Source organism: Streptomyces sp. A 4/2, assembly GCF_940670765.1.
Lineage (GTDB): Bacteria > Actinomycetota > Actinomycetes > Streptomycetales > Streptomycetaceae > Streptomyces.
In genome coordinates, this window is record NZ_CALNVW010000003.1 from 18,615 (window position 1) to 33,404 (window position 14,790).

The window sequence follows — 14,790 nt, forward strand, 5'->3', positions numbered from 1 at the left end:
GTAACACTGCCACGCCCCTTCTCATTCCGAGACACCCGGTCCGATCCGCGAGACGATTTCGTCCCAGTACCCGGGCAGCGTCTCGAACGGGTCGCTCTGCCCCGGCAGGCCGTCGCAGCCGTCCCGGTCGCTGCGGTCGGTGAAGAAGATCGTGCCCGCACCCTGCCAGCGGGCGATACGGACGGCCTCCTCCAGGTGCGTGCGCGGTACGCCGTGTACGAAATGAGCGAAACGTGATGGTTCGTAGGAGGCTGTCCACTCCGCCACCTGCGACCAGCGGTAGTCGGTCCAGGGGCCGCTGAAGGTGACCAACTGGTCGGCGGCCTCGGCGTAGCCCGGGTACGGGTGGCTGCCGTGGCCGAGCACCAGATGGCCGCCGGGTTCCAGCAGGGCTCCGAGCGCACCGGTGATGCGGCGGGTCTCCGGGAGGTCGGCGCGGTCGACGGGGGCCCGGTCGAGGTAGAAGCCGTCGACCCGGTACCAGTCGGTGAACCGGTGTGCCTCCGCGAGCAGTTCGCCGAAGCCCCGCGCCCCGTTGGCCATGTCGAGATGGCCGAGCACCCGGGTCCCGGCGTTGCGGAGCCGTCCGGCCGCCGCCAGGCAGTGCGGGTCGGGACGGGCGCCGGGGCCGTGCGCGACGTTGAGCACGACCCAGTGCAACGGGGTTCCCGGGCGGGTGAGTTCGGCCCATTCGACCGGGGCGACCAGCGGGTGCGCGTAGCCGGGAATGCCGAAGCCCAGCCCGGTCGAGACCGCCGTGGCGGGGGTCAGATACGGCATGCGGCCTCCATCCAGATGTCGGCGAGCGACTCCTCCAGATTGATGCGCGGACGCCAGCCCAGCCGGTCGCGGGCGGTGCGGACGTCCGCCTGCTGCCAGCTGCCGCAGCCGTCGGGGTACGGGGACGGGGCGGCCAGGTGCTCCATGACCGGCTCGGCGGGGCGCGGGGCGACCAGGCCGCCGTGCCGGTGCTGGGGGCCGTCGAGTTCGTGCAGGGTGCCGCCGAAACCGGCGACCCTGGCCAGCACGGCGGCGGCCTCGCGCAGCTTCACGGCGTGCCCCGTACCGATGTTGACGACCCCCTGGGCGGCGGAGAGGGAGGCGGCGTGGACGGCGCGCGCCACGTCCCGTACGTCGACGAAGTCGCGCTGGACGCCGAGCCCGGAGAGCTTCAGCTCGTTGTCCCCCGCCTGCATCGCCCGGCGCATCGCCTCGGCGAGGCGGCCGAGCGGGGAGCCCGCCGGGGTGCCGGGACCGACCGGCGAGAAGACCCGCAGGACGATCGCGTCCAGCCCCGAGTTGAGCACCAGTTCACTGGCCGCGAGCTTGGAGACGCCGTACGGGCCACCGGGGCGCGGCACCGCGTCCTCGGCGGTGGACGAGCCCGGCTGGCTGGGCCCGTACTCGGCCCCGCAGCCCAGCTGCACCAGCCGGGCGCTGCAACTGCTGCGGCGCAGTGCCTCGCAGACGGTGGCGACGGCGACCGTGTTGTGCCGGGTCAGATCGCGTGCGCCGCCGCGGGTGGCTCCGGCGCAGTTGATGACGACTCCGGGGTGGACGGCGTCCAGGAAGCGGGTCAGGGCTCCCGGGCTGCCACTGGCGAGGTCGAAGCGGACGTCGGCGTCGTCGCCGCGTCCGAGGGCCGTGAGATGCACGGCGGGGTCGGCGAGCAGGCGGTCGGCCACGTAGCGGCCGAGGTACCCGTTGGCTCCGAGCAGCAGCACCCTCATCGCGCGGCCACCTCTCGATACCGACATGCCGGGGCTGTGGGTTCGGGGCTCATGTTGCGTTCTCCTTCAGGGGTGTTACGGGGTGAATGGCCCGCGACGTCGGCTCCGCGGGAGGTCTCGGGGCGCGCGCTAGGTGTGCGCCGAGGCGCGGGAGAGCGCGCCGGTGGCGTGCACCAGCAGCGCGAGGGCGGCGGCCCCGCAGGCGAGGGCGGACACGGCCGGCACACCCAGGGCGTCCACGGGAGCGGCGAGGAAGCGGCAGCCGGGGAGCCGGCCCGCGAGGACCGATGCCAGGGCGAGGGCCTCGACGGTGCAGGCGGCCCCCAGGGCGGTGGCCGCGCCGCCGGGGAAGCCGTGGACGGTGAGCAGCCTGGCGAGGAAGAGCAGAACGGCGAGGGCAGCGGCTCCGGGGGTGAATCCCCGGACGGACAGCAGGAGCGCGGGCGCCGCCGCGTACAGCACGGCGACGGCGACGACGAGCGGTCTGGCCCGCGCCGCGAATTCGGCCGTGCCCCGGCTCGCGGCCAGTCCGCGCCGGGCCAGCAGCGAGAGGAGCCGGGCACACCAGACGGCGGGCGCCACGGCCAGCGCCAGGCCGACCAGCGGTGCGGCGGCCAGCGGCCAGGTCCCGTCGGGGCCGCCGCGCAGCAGCTGGTCCAGCAGGCCGTCGCCGCAGAGCGCGTAGCCGAGCAGCCAGCAGACGTAACCGCGCGCCCCGGGCACCGCACGCCCCTCGGCCCGCAACGGGCCCCGGCGCAGGGTGAGGAGGAGGGCCGCGCCGGTGACGAGCGCGCCCGCGGCGGCGACCGCGAGACGTCCACCGCCGTGGACCAGCGGGATCCCGACGGCCGTGGCGACCGCGCAACCGCCGGGCAGCAGCCCGAACAAGGGTGCGTGCGGGGCGACTTCATGGGCAGCGGCGGGTTCGTCCACCGGGTGCCCGGCTTCCGCGCTGCGGGGTACGCGGGCGTACAGCTCGTCGGCGAGCGCGAAGACGTCCCGGTGCCGGAACCGGGCCGCGGTGCGGTCGGTGATGCCGTGCGCTTCGAGTCCGGCGGCGATCTCCAGCGGGTCGACGGCCCGTTCGCACAGCTCGCGGTGGCGGTGCATCAGGGCCCGTACGGGGTCGGCGGAGCCTCGCGCGCCCTTCCGTAAGGGCGGGGCCGCGAGTCCGGACGCGGCCTCGGCGAGCACGGCTTCGGAACGCTCGTCCCAGGCGTCGGCCCCCGCGGGCGGGCGCGGACCGTCCGGGGCGGGTCCTGGCGGCTGTTCGGTGGGACCGGGCCTGCTCATACGGCGACCTCTCTGCGCCGGAGTCGGAACCGGGGCCGGTGGACGGGGAGTTCGACGGCGGACGGCGGGGGCGCACAGCCGTGCGCCGGGGGCCTGGGCCCGCGTGCCGTACACCCCGATCGGGCCGTCGGGTGCGCGCGGCCGGACACCCGGCGCACGGCGGCCGATCTGCTCCGGCGTACGCCTCCGGTCGACGCGCCCCGGACCAGCGGGAGTTCGCAAGCCGTCGCCTCGAAGGCAGCGGCTTCACGGACCGCCGTTCCGAGAGCCGGAGCCGCTATGGGGACCGTGCGGGGCTGGTTCATCGGCCACCCTCCCCCGCGACAGCCCCCACCCGGAGCGGTTCGGGCTCCGGCGCCGCCCAACTCGGCGTACGCACCGTGCCCGCGTGAGCCGCCCAGGCTCCCGCGACCTGCGCCTCCGCCGGGTGCGCGAACGGGCGGGGATCACCCTTGTCGTGCGCCGGCGTACGCCGGACCGGGCCGTGCGAGAGCAGGTCGAGGTAAATGCCGTGAAATGCCGCGATGTTCTGTTCGACCGTGAAGAGTTCGAGCGCCCGCGCACGCGCCGCCGCACCGAGCCGTTCCCGGCGCCGCGGGTCGCGCAGCAGCGCCAGGCAGGCGTCGGCGAGCGCACGCGGATTGCGCGGTGGCACCACGAGCCCCGTGCCGCCGACGACTTCGACGACCGCGCCGACATCCGTGGAGACCGTCGCCCGGCCGCAGAACATCGCCTCGACCAGGCTCACCGGGAAGCCCTCCACCACGCTGGAGAGCACCACGACCGCGCCGCCCGCGTAGGCGTCCGCGAGCTCCGGCACCTCCGGGCCGCCGATCTCCTCGAAGGTCACCGGGTTGGAACCGACCGCGTGCACGTCCGCTGCCTCGTCGGGGAAGAGCTGGGCGGCGAGGGCGCGGCAGTGGGCGAGGTGGTCCGCGCCCCCGGGCCCCGGCGCGGGAGCTCCGACGATGCGGAGTCCGGCCTCCGGCTCCTCCTTGCGCACCTCGGCGAACGCGTGCAGCAGGGAGATCAGGTCCTTGGCGGGCTCGATACGGCCGACCCACACCAGGGTGGCCGGGTCGCCCGTTTCCCCGCCGTCCCCCACGGCGGAGAATCGTTCGGCCTCCATGCCGGGATGGACCGTGCGCAGTTTGGCGCGGTCGGCGCCGCACTTCTCCTGCCAGCGGCGGGCGTGCGCGTTGCCGGGGGTGATGACCGCGGCCCGGCGGTAGACCTCGGCGGCCAGCCTGCCGTGGAAGCCCGCGAGCAGCGCGCGGACCGGGGCGCTGCGGGTGCTGCCCGCCAGGTAGTGCGAGCGCAGTTCGACGCCGTACTCCGTGACCAGCAGGGGAACCCCGAAGAAGCGGAGGGCCAGCAGTCCGGGGAGCGCGGCGCCGCCGCCGGACGCGGCATGGCAGAGGTCGACCGCCCCGAGCTCGTCCTCGGTGTACCAGTCGAGGGAGAGCGGACGCAGGGCCCGCTCCAGCAGTCCGGCGAAGGTGAGGTAGTCGGGGACTCTCGCGGACTGCACCGTGCGGCTCGCGCCGGGCGCACGACAGGCGGATTCCAGGGCGCGGACGGCGGTTTCGGAGCGGAGCGCCGGGTACAGAGGACCCTTCTCGACCGCGAGCTCGGCCAGTCCGTAGAGGCCGTCCGCGAAGAGGCCGTCCGCGAGGCCGGTGCCCTCGCCGCACACGGCCGAGACCAGTTGCCGGAAGCAGTCGGCGAACCGGCGCCGGTCGCGGCGGCCGTACCTGCGGCCGTCCGCCTCGGCCTTCCAGAGCGGCGCGGTGCGCACCCGCCGTACCTGCGGCGGCAGTTCGAGCCGTCCGCCCGCCTCCTGCTGCGCGCTGCGGCTCAGCGCGTAGAGATCGAACTCGTGCCCGTCCAGCCCTCGTACGAGCCGGTCGCACCAGAGCCTCGACTCACCCGTCGCATACGGATACCCACCTTCCGTAAGCAGTCCTATCCGCACGTGCACACCCCCGGTCTCCCTTCAGGCAGCCGCCGTTGGTGACGGCGACTCGCAGCGGGACGACCGTAAGCGGACGAAGAGGTGGCGCGACGGACGGTTGTCCATCGCGCCACCAGAAGGGGTGAACCGTCGTAACTTTCCCACCCCGGTCGCGTTCTGTGCCGCTACGGTGCCTTTCGGTCACGGCGGCTCAGGCCGCGGCGGGCTCCTTCCTGGCCGCCCGGCGCACCGCCGCGAGCAGCGGATCGAGCGCGGGCACCGCGGCCAGCAACTGCCGGGTGTACGGGTCCTGCGGGGCGCCGTACACGGACTCCACCTCGCCCTCCTCGACGATCCGGCCCTGCCGCATCACGGCCACCCGGTCACTGACCTGCCGTACGACCGCGAGGTCGTGCGCGATGAAGACCAGCGCGAGCCCCAGCTCCTCCTGCAGTTCCGCCAGCAGGGCGGTGACCTGGGCCTGCGTCGTCACATCGAGCGCGGACACCGCCTCGTCGCAGACGATCAGTTCCGGCTCGGCGGCGAGCGCCCGCGCGATCCCGACGCGCTGGCGCTGGCCGCCGCTGAACTCGTGCGGATAGCGGTCGTACTGCGCGGGGTCGAGACCGACCCGCTCCAGCAGGTCCCGCACCCGGGCCCGGATCGCGGCCCCGTCCCGCTCGCCGCGGGCCCGCAGCGGGTCGGCGACGGACTCGCCGACGGAGCGGCGCGGGTTGAGCGAGGAGACGGGGTCCTGGAAGACCATCTGCACCCGGCCGGTCCGGGTCACCCGGCCGGACGTGGGCTCCAGCAGCCCGACGAGCATCCGCCCCAGGGTGGTCTTGCCGCTGCCGCTCTCGCCGACGACACCGAGGGTTTCGCCCGGGTGCACGCTCAGGGTGACGCCGTCGACGGCGGCGAGCGCGGCCCTGCCGCGGCCGAAGACCTGGCGCAGACCGACGGCTTCGACCACCGGGGCGCCCGCGGAGCCGGGAACCGGCCTCCGGCCCGCGACCACCCGTCGCGGCGGATCGTCGACCCGGGGCACCGCCGCGAGCAGCGCCTTGGTGTACGGCTCGCGCGGCGATCCGAGCACCTCCGCCACACTCCCGCGCTCCACGGCCCGCCCGGCCCGCATCACCAGTACGTCGTCCACCGACTCCGCCGCCACCCCCACGTCATGGGTGACCAGCAGCAGTCCCGTTCCCGTCTCGCGCCGCAGGTCGTGCAGCAGATCCAGGATCTGCGCCTGGACGGTGACGTCCAGCGCGGTCGTCGGCTCGTCGGCGATCAGCAGCTGCGGCTCGCAGGCCAGTGCCATCGCGATGAGTGCGCGCTGCCGCATCCCGCCGCTGAACTCGTGCGGTCGCGAGCGGGCCCGCCGGGCGGCGTCCGGGATACCGACCCGGTCGAGCACCTCGACGGCCCGGGTGCGCGCGGCCCGGCGGGAGGTCTTCACATGGGTCCGGTACACCTCGGCGATCTGGTCGCCGATCGCGTGGTACGGGTCCAGCGAGGACAGCGGGTCCTGGAAGACCATCGCGGCCTTCCCGCCGCGCAGCTCCCGCAGTTCGGCCTCGGAAGCGGTCCGCACATCGGTCCCCGCCACCCGTACCGAGCCGCTGACCTGCGCGCCGCTCCCCCGGTGCAGTCCGAGCAGCGCGTACGCGGACGCGCTCTTGCCGGAGCCCGACTCGCCGACGACGCCGAGCGCGCCGCCCGGCTCCAGCGTGAACGACAACCGGTCGACGGCCCGTACGGCCCCGTCGAAGGTGATCGTGAGGTCCTCGACCTCGATCAGACTCATGACAGGACCACCCGTCGGTCGGCCATCGCGTACAGCACGTCCGCGACGGCATTGGCGAGCACCACGAAGAAGCCGGTGACGAGCACCATGCCGACCACCACCGGCAGGTCCACGACCCGGACGGCGTGGACGAGTTCACGTCCGATGCCGGGGATGCCGAACAGCGACTCGGTGAGCACGGCGCCGCCGAACATCGACCCGAAGTCGTTGGCGTTGAGCGCGATGACCGGCGCGAACGCCCCGCGCAGCGCGTGCCGTCCGATGATCCGGCGCTCGCTCACCCCGTAGGCACGGAAGGTCCGTACGTGGTCGTCGGCGAGCGTCTCCAGCATGGCGGCCCTGGTCAGCCGGGCGTACTTGGCGGACTCGATCAGGGCGAGCGAGAGCCACGGCAGCAGCAGGTTCCACGCCCACTGCTGCGGGTCGTCGGAGAACGGTACGTACTGCGGATACGGCAGCAGGCCCAGCGTCCCGCAGACCACGACCATCAGCACCAGGCCGATGACGAAGACGGGCGTCGCGGTACCGGCCAGGGTGATCCCGGTGAGCAGCCGCTCGGTGGGCCGCCCGCGCCGCCAGGCCGAGAGCACGCCCGTGCCGACGCCGAGGATCAGCCACATCACCATGGCACCGAGCGTGAGCGAGGCGGTGACCGGCAGTTCGGTGCGGATCAGGTCGGTGACCTGCTGGTCGGTGCGGTACGAGAGGCCCAGGCACGGCGCGTCGCAGTGCAGCACCGAGGTGCCGGTGGAGAAGTCCCGGCCGGCGAAGACGCCCTGGAGGAAGTGCCCGTACTGCACGTACACCGGGTCGCCGAGCCTCAACTGCTCGCTCACCTGGTGCACTTGGACGGGCGAGCAGCGGGGGCCGCAGGTGATCTGGGCGACGTCACCGGGGGCGACGTAGAACACCGCGTAGACGATCACGGAGATCGCGAGGAGTGTGACGAGGGCGCCTGTGAGGCGCCGCAGCAGGAAGCCGGTCAGGCGGCCGTTCATCCGGTGGCCCTCTTCTCGCGCTTGCGTCCGGTGCCGATCCGCAGCCGGGAGGCGGCGCGCGGGTCGAGTGCGGTCCGTATGCCGTCGCCCAGCACGGTCAGCGAGAACACCGTGGCGAAGAGCATCCCGGCGGGCAGCAGCAGATACTGCGGAGCGGCCTGGTACCAGACGTCGGCCGAGGTGAGCATCTGCCCCCACGACGGGGTGGGCGGCTGCACGCCGACGCCGAGGAAGGACAGCGCGGCCTCCGCCGAGATGTTGGCGGGGAAGAGCAGCGCGGCGTAGGTGATGACGGGCGCGGCGAGCGCGGGGAGCAGTTCGCGACGGGCGATCTGCCACTGGTTCCAGCCGCTGAGCCGGGCCGCCTCCACATGGTCCAGCGACTTGAGGCTCAGCGTCCGGGCGCGGACGATCTTCGCCGTACCGCCCCAGGCGATCAGCCCGATCACCAGCGCGACCAGCACCGGCCTGGGAAAGGTGTCGGGCACGATCGCCATCAGTGCCAGCGAGAGGATCATCAGCGGCATGGCCACGACCACGTCGGTGATCCGGCTCAGGACGTTGTCGACGAGCCTGCTGCCGAGCCCGGCCGCGACACCGAGGACGACGCCGAGTCCGACCTGCACCAGGGTCGCGGCGAACGCCACGGCCAGGGAGACCCGCGCCCCGTAGACCAGCCGGGCGAAGAGATCGCGGCCGGTCTGCGGTTCGATGCCGAGCCAGTGGTCCGCGCTGATCCCGCCGAGGGGGCCGACGGGTACTCCGCCGCGCGCGGAATCGATGAGACCGGGGTGGTACGCGTTGGGGTCCTGGCCCTCCAGCGCGGTGAGCAGCGGCGCGCCGACGGCGACCAGCACGAGCAGGGCGACGACGCACGCCGCCGCGACGGCGGCGCGCTGTCCGCGCATCCGCCGTCGGAACGACCGGTCCCCGGCGGCGGGGGCCGCAGCGACGGCCCCCGCCTCCTCGGCCGGTCCGGTGTCCAACAGTGCTTCCGGCATGGCTACTTGACCGCTACCTGGGAGATGTCGAGCACGCCGGTCCAGTCGCTGATCACGACGTTCCTGATGCCCTGGCCGTAGAGCCGCTTGTAGACCGGGTGGAAGAGCGGCACGGTCAGCGCCTGCGCACCGATCTTCTTGTCGAGCGCGCCCCAGCGTTCGGCGGCGGCGTTCAGGTCGGTCAGCTTGTTGATCTCGTCGATCTCCTTGTTGACCGAAGGGTCGTTCAGGAAGCCGGAGTTGAAGTTGGCGCCGTCCTTGACGATCTGCCGGCCGTCGAAGATCGGGGCGAGGAAGGGACCGCCGGAGGGCCAGTCGGCGCCCCAGTGGGCGAGGAAGAGACCGGGTTCGGTCTTCGCGCCGTGCACCTTGTCCTTGTAGTCGTTGTCCTCCAGGCCCTGGAGCTCGACGGTGATGCCCGCCTTCTTCAGGGCGTCCTGGAGCGCGGTGGCGATCTCCGGGCTGGTCTCGAAGTCCCTGGCGTCGGAGTGGGTCAGGGTGATGGTCAGGCCGTGGGGGTAACCGGCCTCCTTCAGCAGGTCCTTGGCCTTGGCCGGGTCACCGGTCGCACCGGCCGGGAAGTGGTCGTACGGCGTGTAGCCGAAGGACTTCTGGTCCGGCAGATAGGTGGTGGCGGGCTCGGCGAGTGCGGAGCCGCCCGCCGCGTTGATCACCGAGGAGCGGTCGACGGCGTACGCGACGGCCTGGCGCACCTTCGGGTTGTCGAACGGCTTCACCTTCGGGTTGAAGGCGAGGTAGTCCGTGTAGCCGAAGTGGCCCGTGCCGACGCGCGAAGCGAGCTTCTTGTCGCCGGTGACCTCGGCCAGTTCGGCCGGGCCGAGGTTGGTGTCGGTGGTCACCGCGGTGGCGTCCGCGCCCTGCGAGGAGGAGAGCCGCTGGTTGATGACGGAGGAGTCGAGGCCGGAGCGGACGTCGACCTTGTCGGGGTAGGCCTTGCGCTCGCTGTCGGTCTTCGCCGACCAGAAGGTGTTGCGCGCCAGGGTGAGCCGCTCGCCGTCGTTCTCGTTGCTGACGACCTTGTACGGGCCGGAGGAGACCGGGTGCTTCTCGTACGTGGTGCCGGTGTCCTTGGCCTTCGGCACCGGGGTGGTCTGTGTCTGGGTCGCCAGGTAGGGGAATTCCCCCTCGGGCTTGTTCAGATGGAAGACGATGGTCCTGGCGTCGGGCGTCTCGATCGAGGCGAGCTGCTTCCCCCTCTTGCCGTCCGGACCGGCCTTGTAAGGGCCCTGGTACCGGTCCCCGCCTATGAGCCAGTCACGCAGGTACGGTGCGCCGCCCGACAGTTCGGCGGCGAAGGAACGCTCGATGCCGTACTTGATGTCACCCGAAGTGATGGATGTGCCGTCCTCGTACTTCAGCCCGTCCTTGAGCGTGTACGTCCAGACGGTGGCGTTCTTGCTGGGCCTGCCCAGGTCGGTCGCGAGGTCGGGCACGACCTTCGAGCCCGCGGCGCCGTCCGCGCGGTGACGGGTGGTGAGCGTACGGAAGACCAGCGAGGGGACGTTGCCGCCGCCGGAGGTGTAGAGCCGGGCGGGGTCGAAGTCCTCCTGCGGCTGGCTGTTGAGGACGGTGAGGGTGCCGCCCTTCCGGGGCTTGCCCCCGGCCCCGGCGGACGTGGCGCCGCCGTGGCCCTCGGGCCCGGCGCAGGCGGCTGCGCCCAGGGCCAGGACCAGACTCACGGCCGCCACTGACGCTGTGCGTGGGGACAGATGACGCATCGGAAAAGCACCTCTCGGTGTGCTGAAAGCGGACTGGAGCAGACGAATCCGCGCAGGCAGCAGCACCGGAAGGAGTACCGGGAAAAAGAAGGGCCGCGCCTGCGGGTGGAATACGCCCTGGCGCGGCGGACAGAAATGCCGACGCGCGCCGGAGCAGGCGGGTCAGCGACAGAGAACGTCGGCGACGCAGTGCCCGGTCACGCCGAACAGCACCAGCTCAAGGGCGGTGCGATCGGTGGACACAGGGCAGTGCGGCATGCCGAGAAATATGAACGACGCAAAGAACGATGTCAATGCGGGTGAGGCCGGATATGAGACGCCGTCTCAACGGGTGGGATACACCCAGGGGTTCGCCCTGCACCGGATCCCGTCGATGTCCAGCGACTTGGTCTGCTGCTGCATCACGGGCGCCAGTGCGCCGGGGGTGCGGCAACTCTCGTGGTTGTGTCCGAGCCGGTGGCCGACCTCGTGGTTGATCAGCATCTGCCGGTACGGATAGATCTTGCTGTCGCCGAACGTCTCCGAGCCCTGGGCCCAGCGATACGCGTTGATCATCACGCGGTCGGTCGCCGCGGAATCGCAGGACACATTCTCCTCAAGCGTATCCAGACCGGATTTCTCACACCATTTCGCGGTGGTGACGGGACTGGCCAGCGTAATCACGAAATCCGGCTGTCCCGAAGAAATGCGCTCGAAGGTCTTGGCACCGTCGTGCGCCCAACTCCGGTTGTCGTTCAGGGTCTTCTGGACCGCTTCGGCGAAAAGCATGCCGTCGAGGCCCATTCCCTTCTCGATGTCCACCCGGTAACGGTATTTGCGCCCCGTGCCCGGCGCCTTCGCCGATCCGGGGACCACCGAGAACTTTCCCGTTGCTTCGAGCTTCGGGTCGAGCGGATACAGCGTGGACATCTTCTTCGCGTACGTCAGGGGGACCACGGCGGCCTTCGGTTCGGGCCGGTTGTCGCCGCGCGAGGCGGGCCCCGCGCCGGTCTCCCGCTCCGTAGCGCCGGCCGCCCGCGAACTGTCGTGGGACCCGCCGCCGTCGGCGACCTGACCCGCGACCACGACGGCCAGCACCGTGGTCACCGCAGCGGCGGCGATCCCGGTGAACGTACGGCCCTTGCTGCCCTTCTCGCTGCCCGCCTTCTCACTGCCCGCGGCCCCGCCGTCGGCCGGGACACCCGGACCGGCGGTGCTTTCGGACCCGTCCGGTACGTCGGGGGCGACGGGGACGGTGAGCGTCGCGGAGGCAGCGGGCGCGGCCGTCGCGCTGCCGCGCTTCTCCTCCGGGCCCGCCTGCCCGGCACGGGCGTCCTGCCCGGTACGGGGATCCTGCCCGCCGCCGACGTCCTTCCGCCGGCCGGACGTCCCGAACGCCTCGACGAACTCCCGCCGGGGACCCGGGACCTGAGGGCGCGCCTGCACACCCTGCCAGGTGCCGTACCGCTCGGGCGCGGGCGCGCTCCACTCCGGCTGCTCGGGGTGACCGCCCCGCACCTGCTCGGGCGCCGCGGGGGCTCTTCTGCGCCGTCCGGTCCCGACCTCGGCACCGGTACGCGTCGCGGCGCCTTCACCGTCACCGGCGGTCGCGCCGGAGACGCCTTCCACGCTCTGGGGCACATCGCCCCGACGGCTGTGACGTCCCACTCCCCGGATCAGCTCCCACTGCTGTTGTAGTCCTCCAGCAATTCCCGGAAGGCCGTCGCGACCGATTCCGGGAACTCCATCATCGCCACGTGCCCGGCGTCGGGCAGTGACAGCAGCCGTGATCCGCGGAACGCGGTCACCGCCTTGCGTGCCATACGGTACGAGACGAGCTGGTCCCGGACTCCGTACACCAGCAGCGTAGGGGCAAGCACCCGCCGGGCCTGCCTCCAGAGCCCGTGCTCCCCGCCCAGGGTGTACGCGTTGACGATGCCGCGCGCCGACCGGGTCATGGCATCCCAGAAGTACGGCAGTTGCAGCCGCCGTTCCATTTCCTCGACCGCGTGGCGCAGGCCCTCTTCGCTGACCCGTGACGGGTCGCCGTAACAGAGCCCGAGCATGCCGCGGGTACGCATCTCGGGCGTCCAGTCCTTGGTGAGCCGCAGGAACAGAGCGGCGGTACCGGGCACCGCGAGCAGCCCGGTCGGCGCCGCGGAACGCTGTACGCGCAGCTCGGGCAGCGCGGGCGAGACCAGGGTGAGGGTGCGCACCAGGTCGGGCCGCAGGGCCGCGACACGGGTGGTGACCGCGCCGCCCAGGGAATTGCCGAAGAGATGGACGGGCCCGCGCCCGCCGGCGTCGAGCAGCCGGATCACCGCACGGGCGTGGCCGGTGACCGAGTAGTCGCCGTCGTCGGGCGGCGGGGAATCCCCGAAGCCGGGCAGATCGACCGCCTCGCTGTCCACGGCGTCCTCGATGAGGGGCATCAGCGCCGACCAGTTCTGCGAGGACCCGCCGAGCCCGTGCACGAAGAGCGCGGGCGGCAGCCCGGCCCGCGCCCCGGGCCGGGAACGTACGGTCAGCGTCAGTCCGGGGAACGTCACCGTGCGCAGCGATTCCCCTGCCGCGATCCGTACGGTGCTCGCCCCGGTGGCCGGGGCGGCGGCCACCATTCCCGGCAGCTCGGTCGAAGACATAAGGCGATGTTACGAGACGATCACGCGAAGGTCCGTGTGTCAGCCGTCACAGGCCGCATCGCGCTACGGGGCGCGGGCTCCTACTCTCGGAAGGGAGGGAAGGGACGCCACCATGCCGACCGAACCCACGGAATCCACGGAATCCACCGACCCGACCGACCCGTCCGAACCGACCACGCGCGACGACGAGGCCGGTCCGTCCGAGGCCGACCCGGCCGACAGCGCGGAGCAGCGCACCGACCTCTCGCCGCAGGAGGACGACCCGCTGACCGGCATCGATCCCGCCACGGCGAACGAGGCGGACGCCGCCGAACAGGCCCGCGTCGTCCCCGTCGACGAGGACGACTACCGCTGAATCTCTCTTCCCCCAGCCGTCCGGTCCGTGAAATTCTGCGTCCGCACCGCACACAGCCGGGTTACCCAAAAGTACGATGGCGGGGCAGCGACGCACCTGCGTGTGCTTGTTCCACTGTGCTTGTTCAATCATTGGGAGGCGGCGTGACAGCCATCGAGCAGACCGAGGCAGCGCGCCCGCGGGGTACGCGGCTGCCGCGCCGCGCACGACGTAACCAGCTCCTGGGGGCCGCCCAGGAAGTCTTTGTCGCACAGGGCTACCACTCTGCGGCGATGGACGACATCGCTGAACGGGCCGGGGTCAGCAAGCCCGTGCTCTACCAGCACTTCCCGGGCAAGCTCGACCTGTATCTGGCCCTGCTCGACCAGCACTGCGAATCGCTGCTCCAGGCGGTCCGTACGGCTCTGGCCTCGACCACGGACAACAAACTGCGCGTGGCCGCGACGATGGACGCCTACTTCGCGTACGTCCAGGACGAGGGCGGCGCGTTCCGGCTGGTCTTCGAGTCCGACCTGACGAACGAGCCCGCGGTGCGTGAGCGCGTCGACCGGGTGTCGCTCCAGTGCGCCGAGGCGATCTCCGACGTCATCGCGGGCGACACCGGACTCTCCAAGGACGAGTCGATGCTGCTGGCCGTGGGCCTCGGCGGTGTGTCCCAGGTGGTCGCCCGCTACTGGCTCTCCAGCGAGTCCGGCATCCCGCGCGACACTGCGGTACAGCTCCTGACCTCGCTCGCCTGGCGCGGCATCGCGGGCTTCCCGCTGCACGGCAGCGACCAGCACTGAGAAATACTGTTCGCTGCGGGCGTGCGGTGCTGACGTCTTACCTGTTCCCGTACCGGGCTAATGTGTGCAGCGTACGGCGCGGCTGACCGCGCATCGCACGACCGTCGGAGGGACATAGCCGTGGAGGTCAAGATCGGCGTGCAGCACGCGCCCCGGGAGATCGTTCTGGAGAGCGGGCAGTCCGCCGAGGAGGTCGAGCGCTCGGTTGCCGACGCGCTGGCCGGCAAGGCACAGCTGCTCAGCCTCACGGACGACAAGGGCCGCAGGGTCCTGGTACCGGCCGACCGGATCGCTTACGTGGAGCTCGGCGAACCGGCGACCCGCCGGGTCGGCTTCGGCGCCCTGTAAGCAGCACACAGCAGCAGGACCCAGCAGGACACACGGGAACGGCCCGGCGGTCAACACGACCGCCGGGCCGTTCCCGTGTGTCCGGCCGGGCCCTGGTGAGGGTTGCGTCCGGGAGCCACCGGGTAGGACCGGGTCAGTAGCAATTCGCCTGGTCACGGA

14 protein-coding genes are annotated in these 14,790 nt (G+C 72.2%); 3 read left to right on the plus strand and 11 right to left on the minus strand.

All coding sequences use genetic code 11. The annotated features are described in order from the left end of the window. Window positions 1–21: 21 nt before the first annotated feature. The 11 genes from NBY69_RS03045 to NBY69_RS03095 form a co-directional block, all read right to left on the minus strand. Window positions 22–780: a spherulation-specific family 4 protein gene (locus NBY69_RS03045; RefSeq protein WP_250298043.1), complete on the minus strand. Its 759-nt coding sequence runs from the start codon at window positions 778–780 to the stop codon at window positions 22–24. Next, window positions 768–1,730, minus strand: a complete 963-nt coding sequence (locus NBY69_RS03050) for an NAD-dependent epimerase/dehydratase family protein (RefSeq protein WP_250298178.1) — start codon at window positions 1,728–1,730, stop codon at window positions 768–770. The genes NBY69_RS03045 and NBY69_RS03050 overlap by 13 nt, the downstream gene beginning before the upstream one ends. A 129-nt stretch (window positions 1,731–1,859) precedes the next feature. Continuing rightward, a complete protein-coding gene (locus NBY69_RS03055) occupies window positions 1,860–3,023 on the minus strand; it encodes a hypothetical protein (protein ID WP_250298044.1) in 1,164 nt (387 codons plus the stop codon). Window positions 3,024–3,324: 301 nt separating this feature from the next. Continuing rightward, window positions 3,325–4,998, minus strand: coding sequence for a DUF3492 domain-containing protein (locus tag NBY69_RS03060; RefSeq protein ID WP_250298179.1), 1,674 nt, complete (start codon window positions 4,996–4,998; stop codon window positions 3,325–3,327). Window positions 4,999–5,188: 190 nt separating this feature from the next. Then, window positions 5,189–6,784, minus strand: coding sequence for an ABC transporter ATP-binding protein (locus NBY69_RS03070; protein WP_308409462.1), 1,596 nt, complete (start codon window positions 6,782–6,784; stop codon window positions 5,189–5,191). Beyond that, a complete protein-coding gene (locus NBY69_RS03075; protein ID WP_250298045.1) occupies window positions 6,781–7,782 on the minus strand; it encodes an ABC transporter permease in 1,002 nt (333 codons plus the stop codon). The genes NBY69_RS03070 and NBY69_RS03075 overlap by 4 nt, the downstream gene beginning before the upstream one ends. Further along, the gene (locus NBY69_RS03080) at window positions 7,779–8,783 is read right to left on the minus strand and encodes an ABC transporter permease (protein ID WP_250298046.1); all 1,005 of its coding nucleotides are present in this window, start codon (window positions 8,781–8,783) and stop codon (window positions 7,779–7,781) included. The genes NBY69_RS03075 and NBY69_RS03080 overlap by 4 nt, the downstream gene beginning before the upstream one ends. Window positions 8,784–8,785: 2 nt before the next feature. Further along, window positions 8,786–10,522: an ABC transporter substrate-binding protein gene (locus tag NBY69_RS03085; protein ID WP_250298047.1), complete on the minus strand. Its 1,737-nt coding sequence runs from the start codon at window positions 10,520–10,522 to the stop codon at window positions 8,786–8,788. A gap of 162 nt (window positions 10,523–10,684) precedes the next feature. Beyond that, window positions 10,685–10,780, minus strand: coding sequence for an Ms4533A family Cys-rich leader peptide (locus tag NBY69_RS37580; RefSeq protein ID WP_323136609.1), 96 nt, complete (start codon window positions 10,778–10,780; stop codon window positions 10,685–10,687). Window positions 10,781–10,846: 66 nt separating this feature from the next. After that, complete coding sequence (locus tag NBY69_RS03090) at window positions 10,847–12,130, minus strand: DUF3152 domain-containing protein (RefSeq protein WP_250298048.1); 1,284 nt, start codon at window positions 12,128–12,130, stop codon at window positions 10,847–10,849. A gap of 47 nt (window positions 12,131–12,177) precedes the next feature. Then, the gene (locus NBY69_RS03095) at window positions 12,178–13,143 is read right to left on the minus strand and encodes an alpha/beta fold hydrolase (RefSeq protein ID WP_250298049.1); all 966 of its coding nucleotides are present in this window, start codon (window positions 13,141–13,143) and stop codon (window positions 12,178–12,180) included. Window positions 13,144–13,255: 112 nt separating this feature from the next. Between NBY69_RS03095 and NBY69_RS03100 the strand changes: the two genes are divergently transcribed. The 3 genes from NBY69_RS03100 to NBY69_RS03110 all read left to right on the plus strand — a co-directional run bounded on the left by NBY69_RS03100 (window position 13,256) and on the right by NBY69_RS03110 (window position 14,631). Beyond that, a complete protein-coding gene (locus tag NBY69_RS03100; protein ID WP_250298050.1) occupies window positions 13,256–13,498 on the plus strand; it encodes a hypothetical protein in 243 nt (80 codons plus the stop codon). Window positions 13,499–13,641: 143 nt separating this feature from the next. Then, complete coding sequence (locus tag NBY69_RS03105; protein ID WP_250298051.1) at window positions 13,642–14,283, plus strand: TetR/AcrR family transcriptional regulator; 642 nt, start codon at window positions 13,642–13,644, stop codon at window positions 14,281–14,283. Window positions 14,284–14,403: 120 nt separating this feature from the next. After that, complete coding sequence (locus tag NBY69_RS03110; protein WP_250298052.1) at window positions 14,404–14,631, plus strand: DUF3107 domain-containing protein; 228 nt, start codon at window positions 14,404–14,406, stop codon at window positions 14,629–14,631. The last annotated feature ends 159 nt before the right edge of the window (window positions 14,632–14,790 follow it).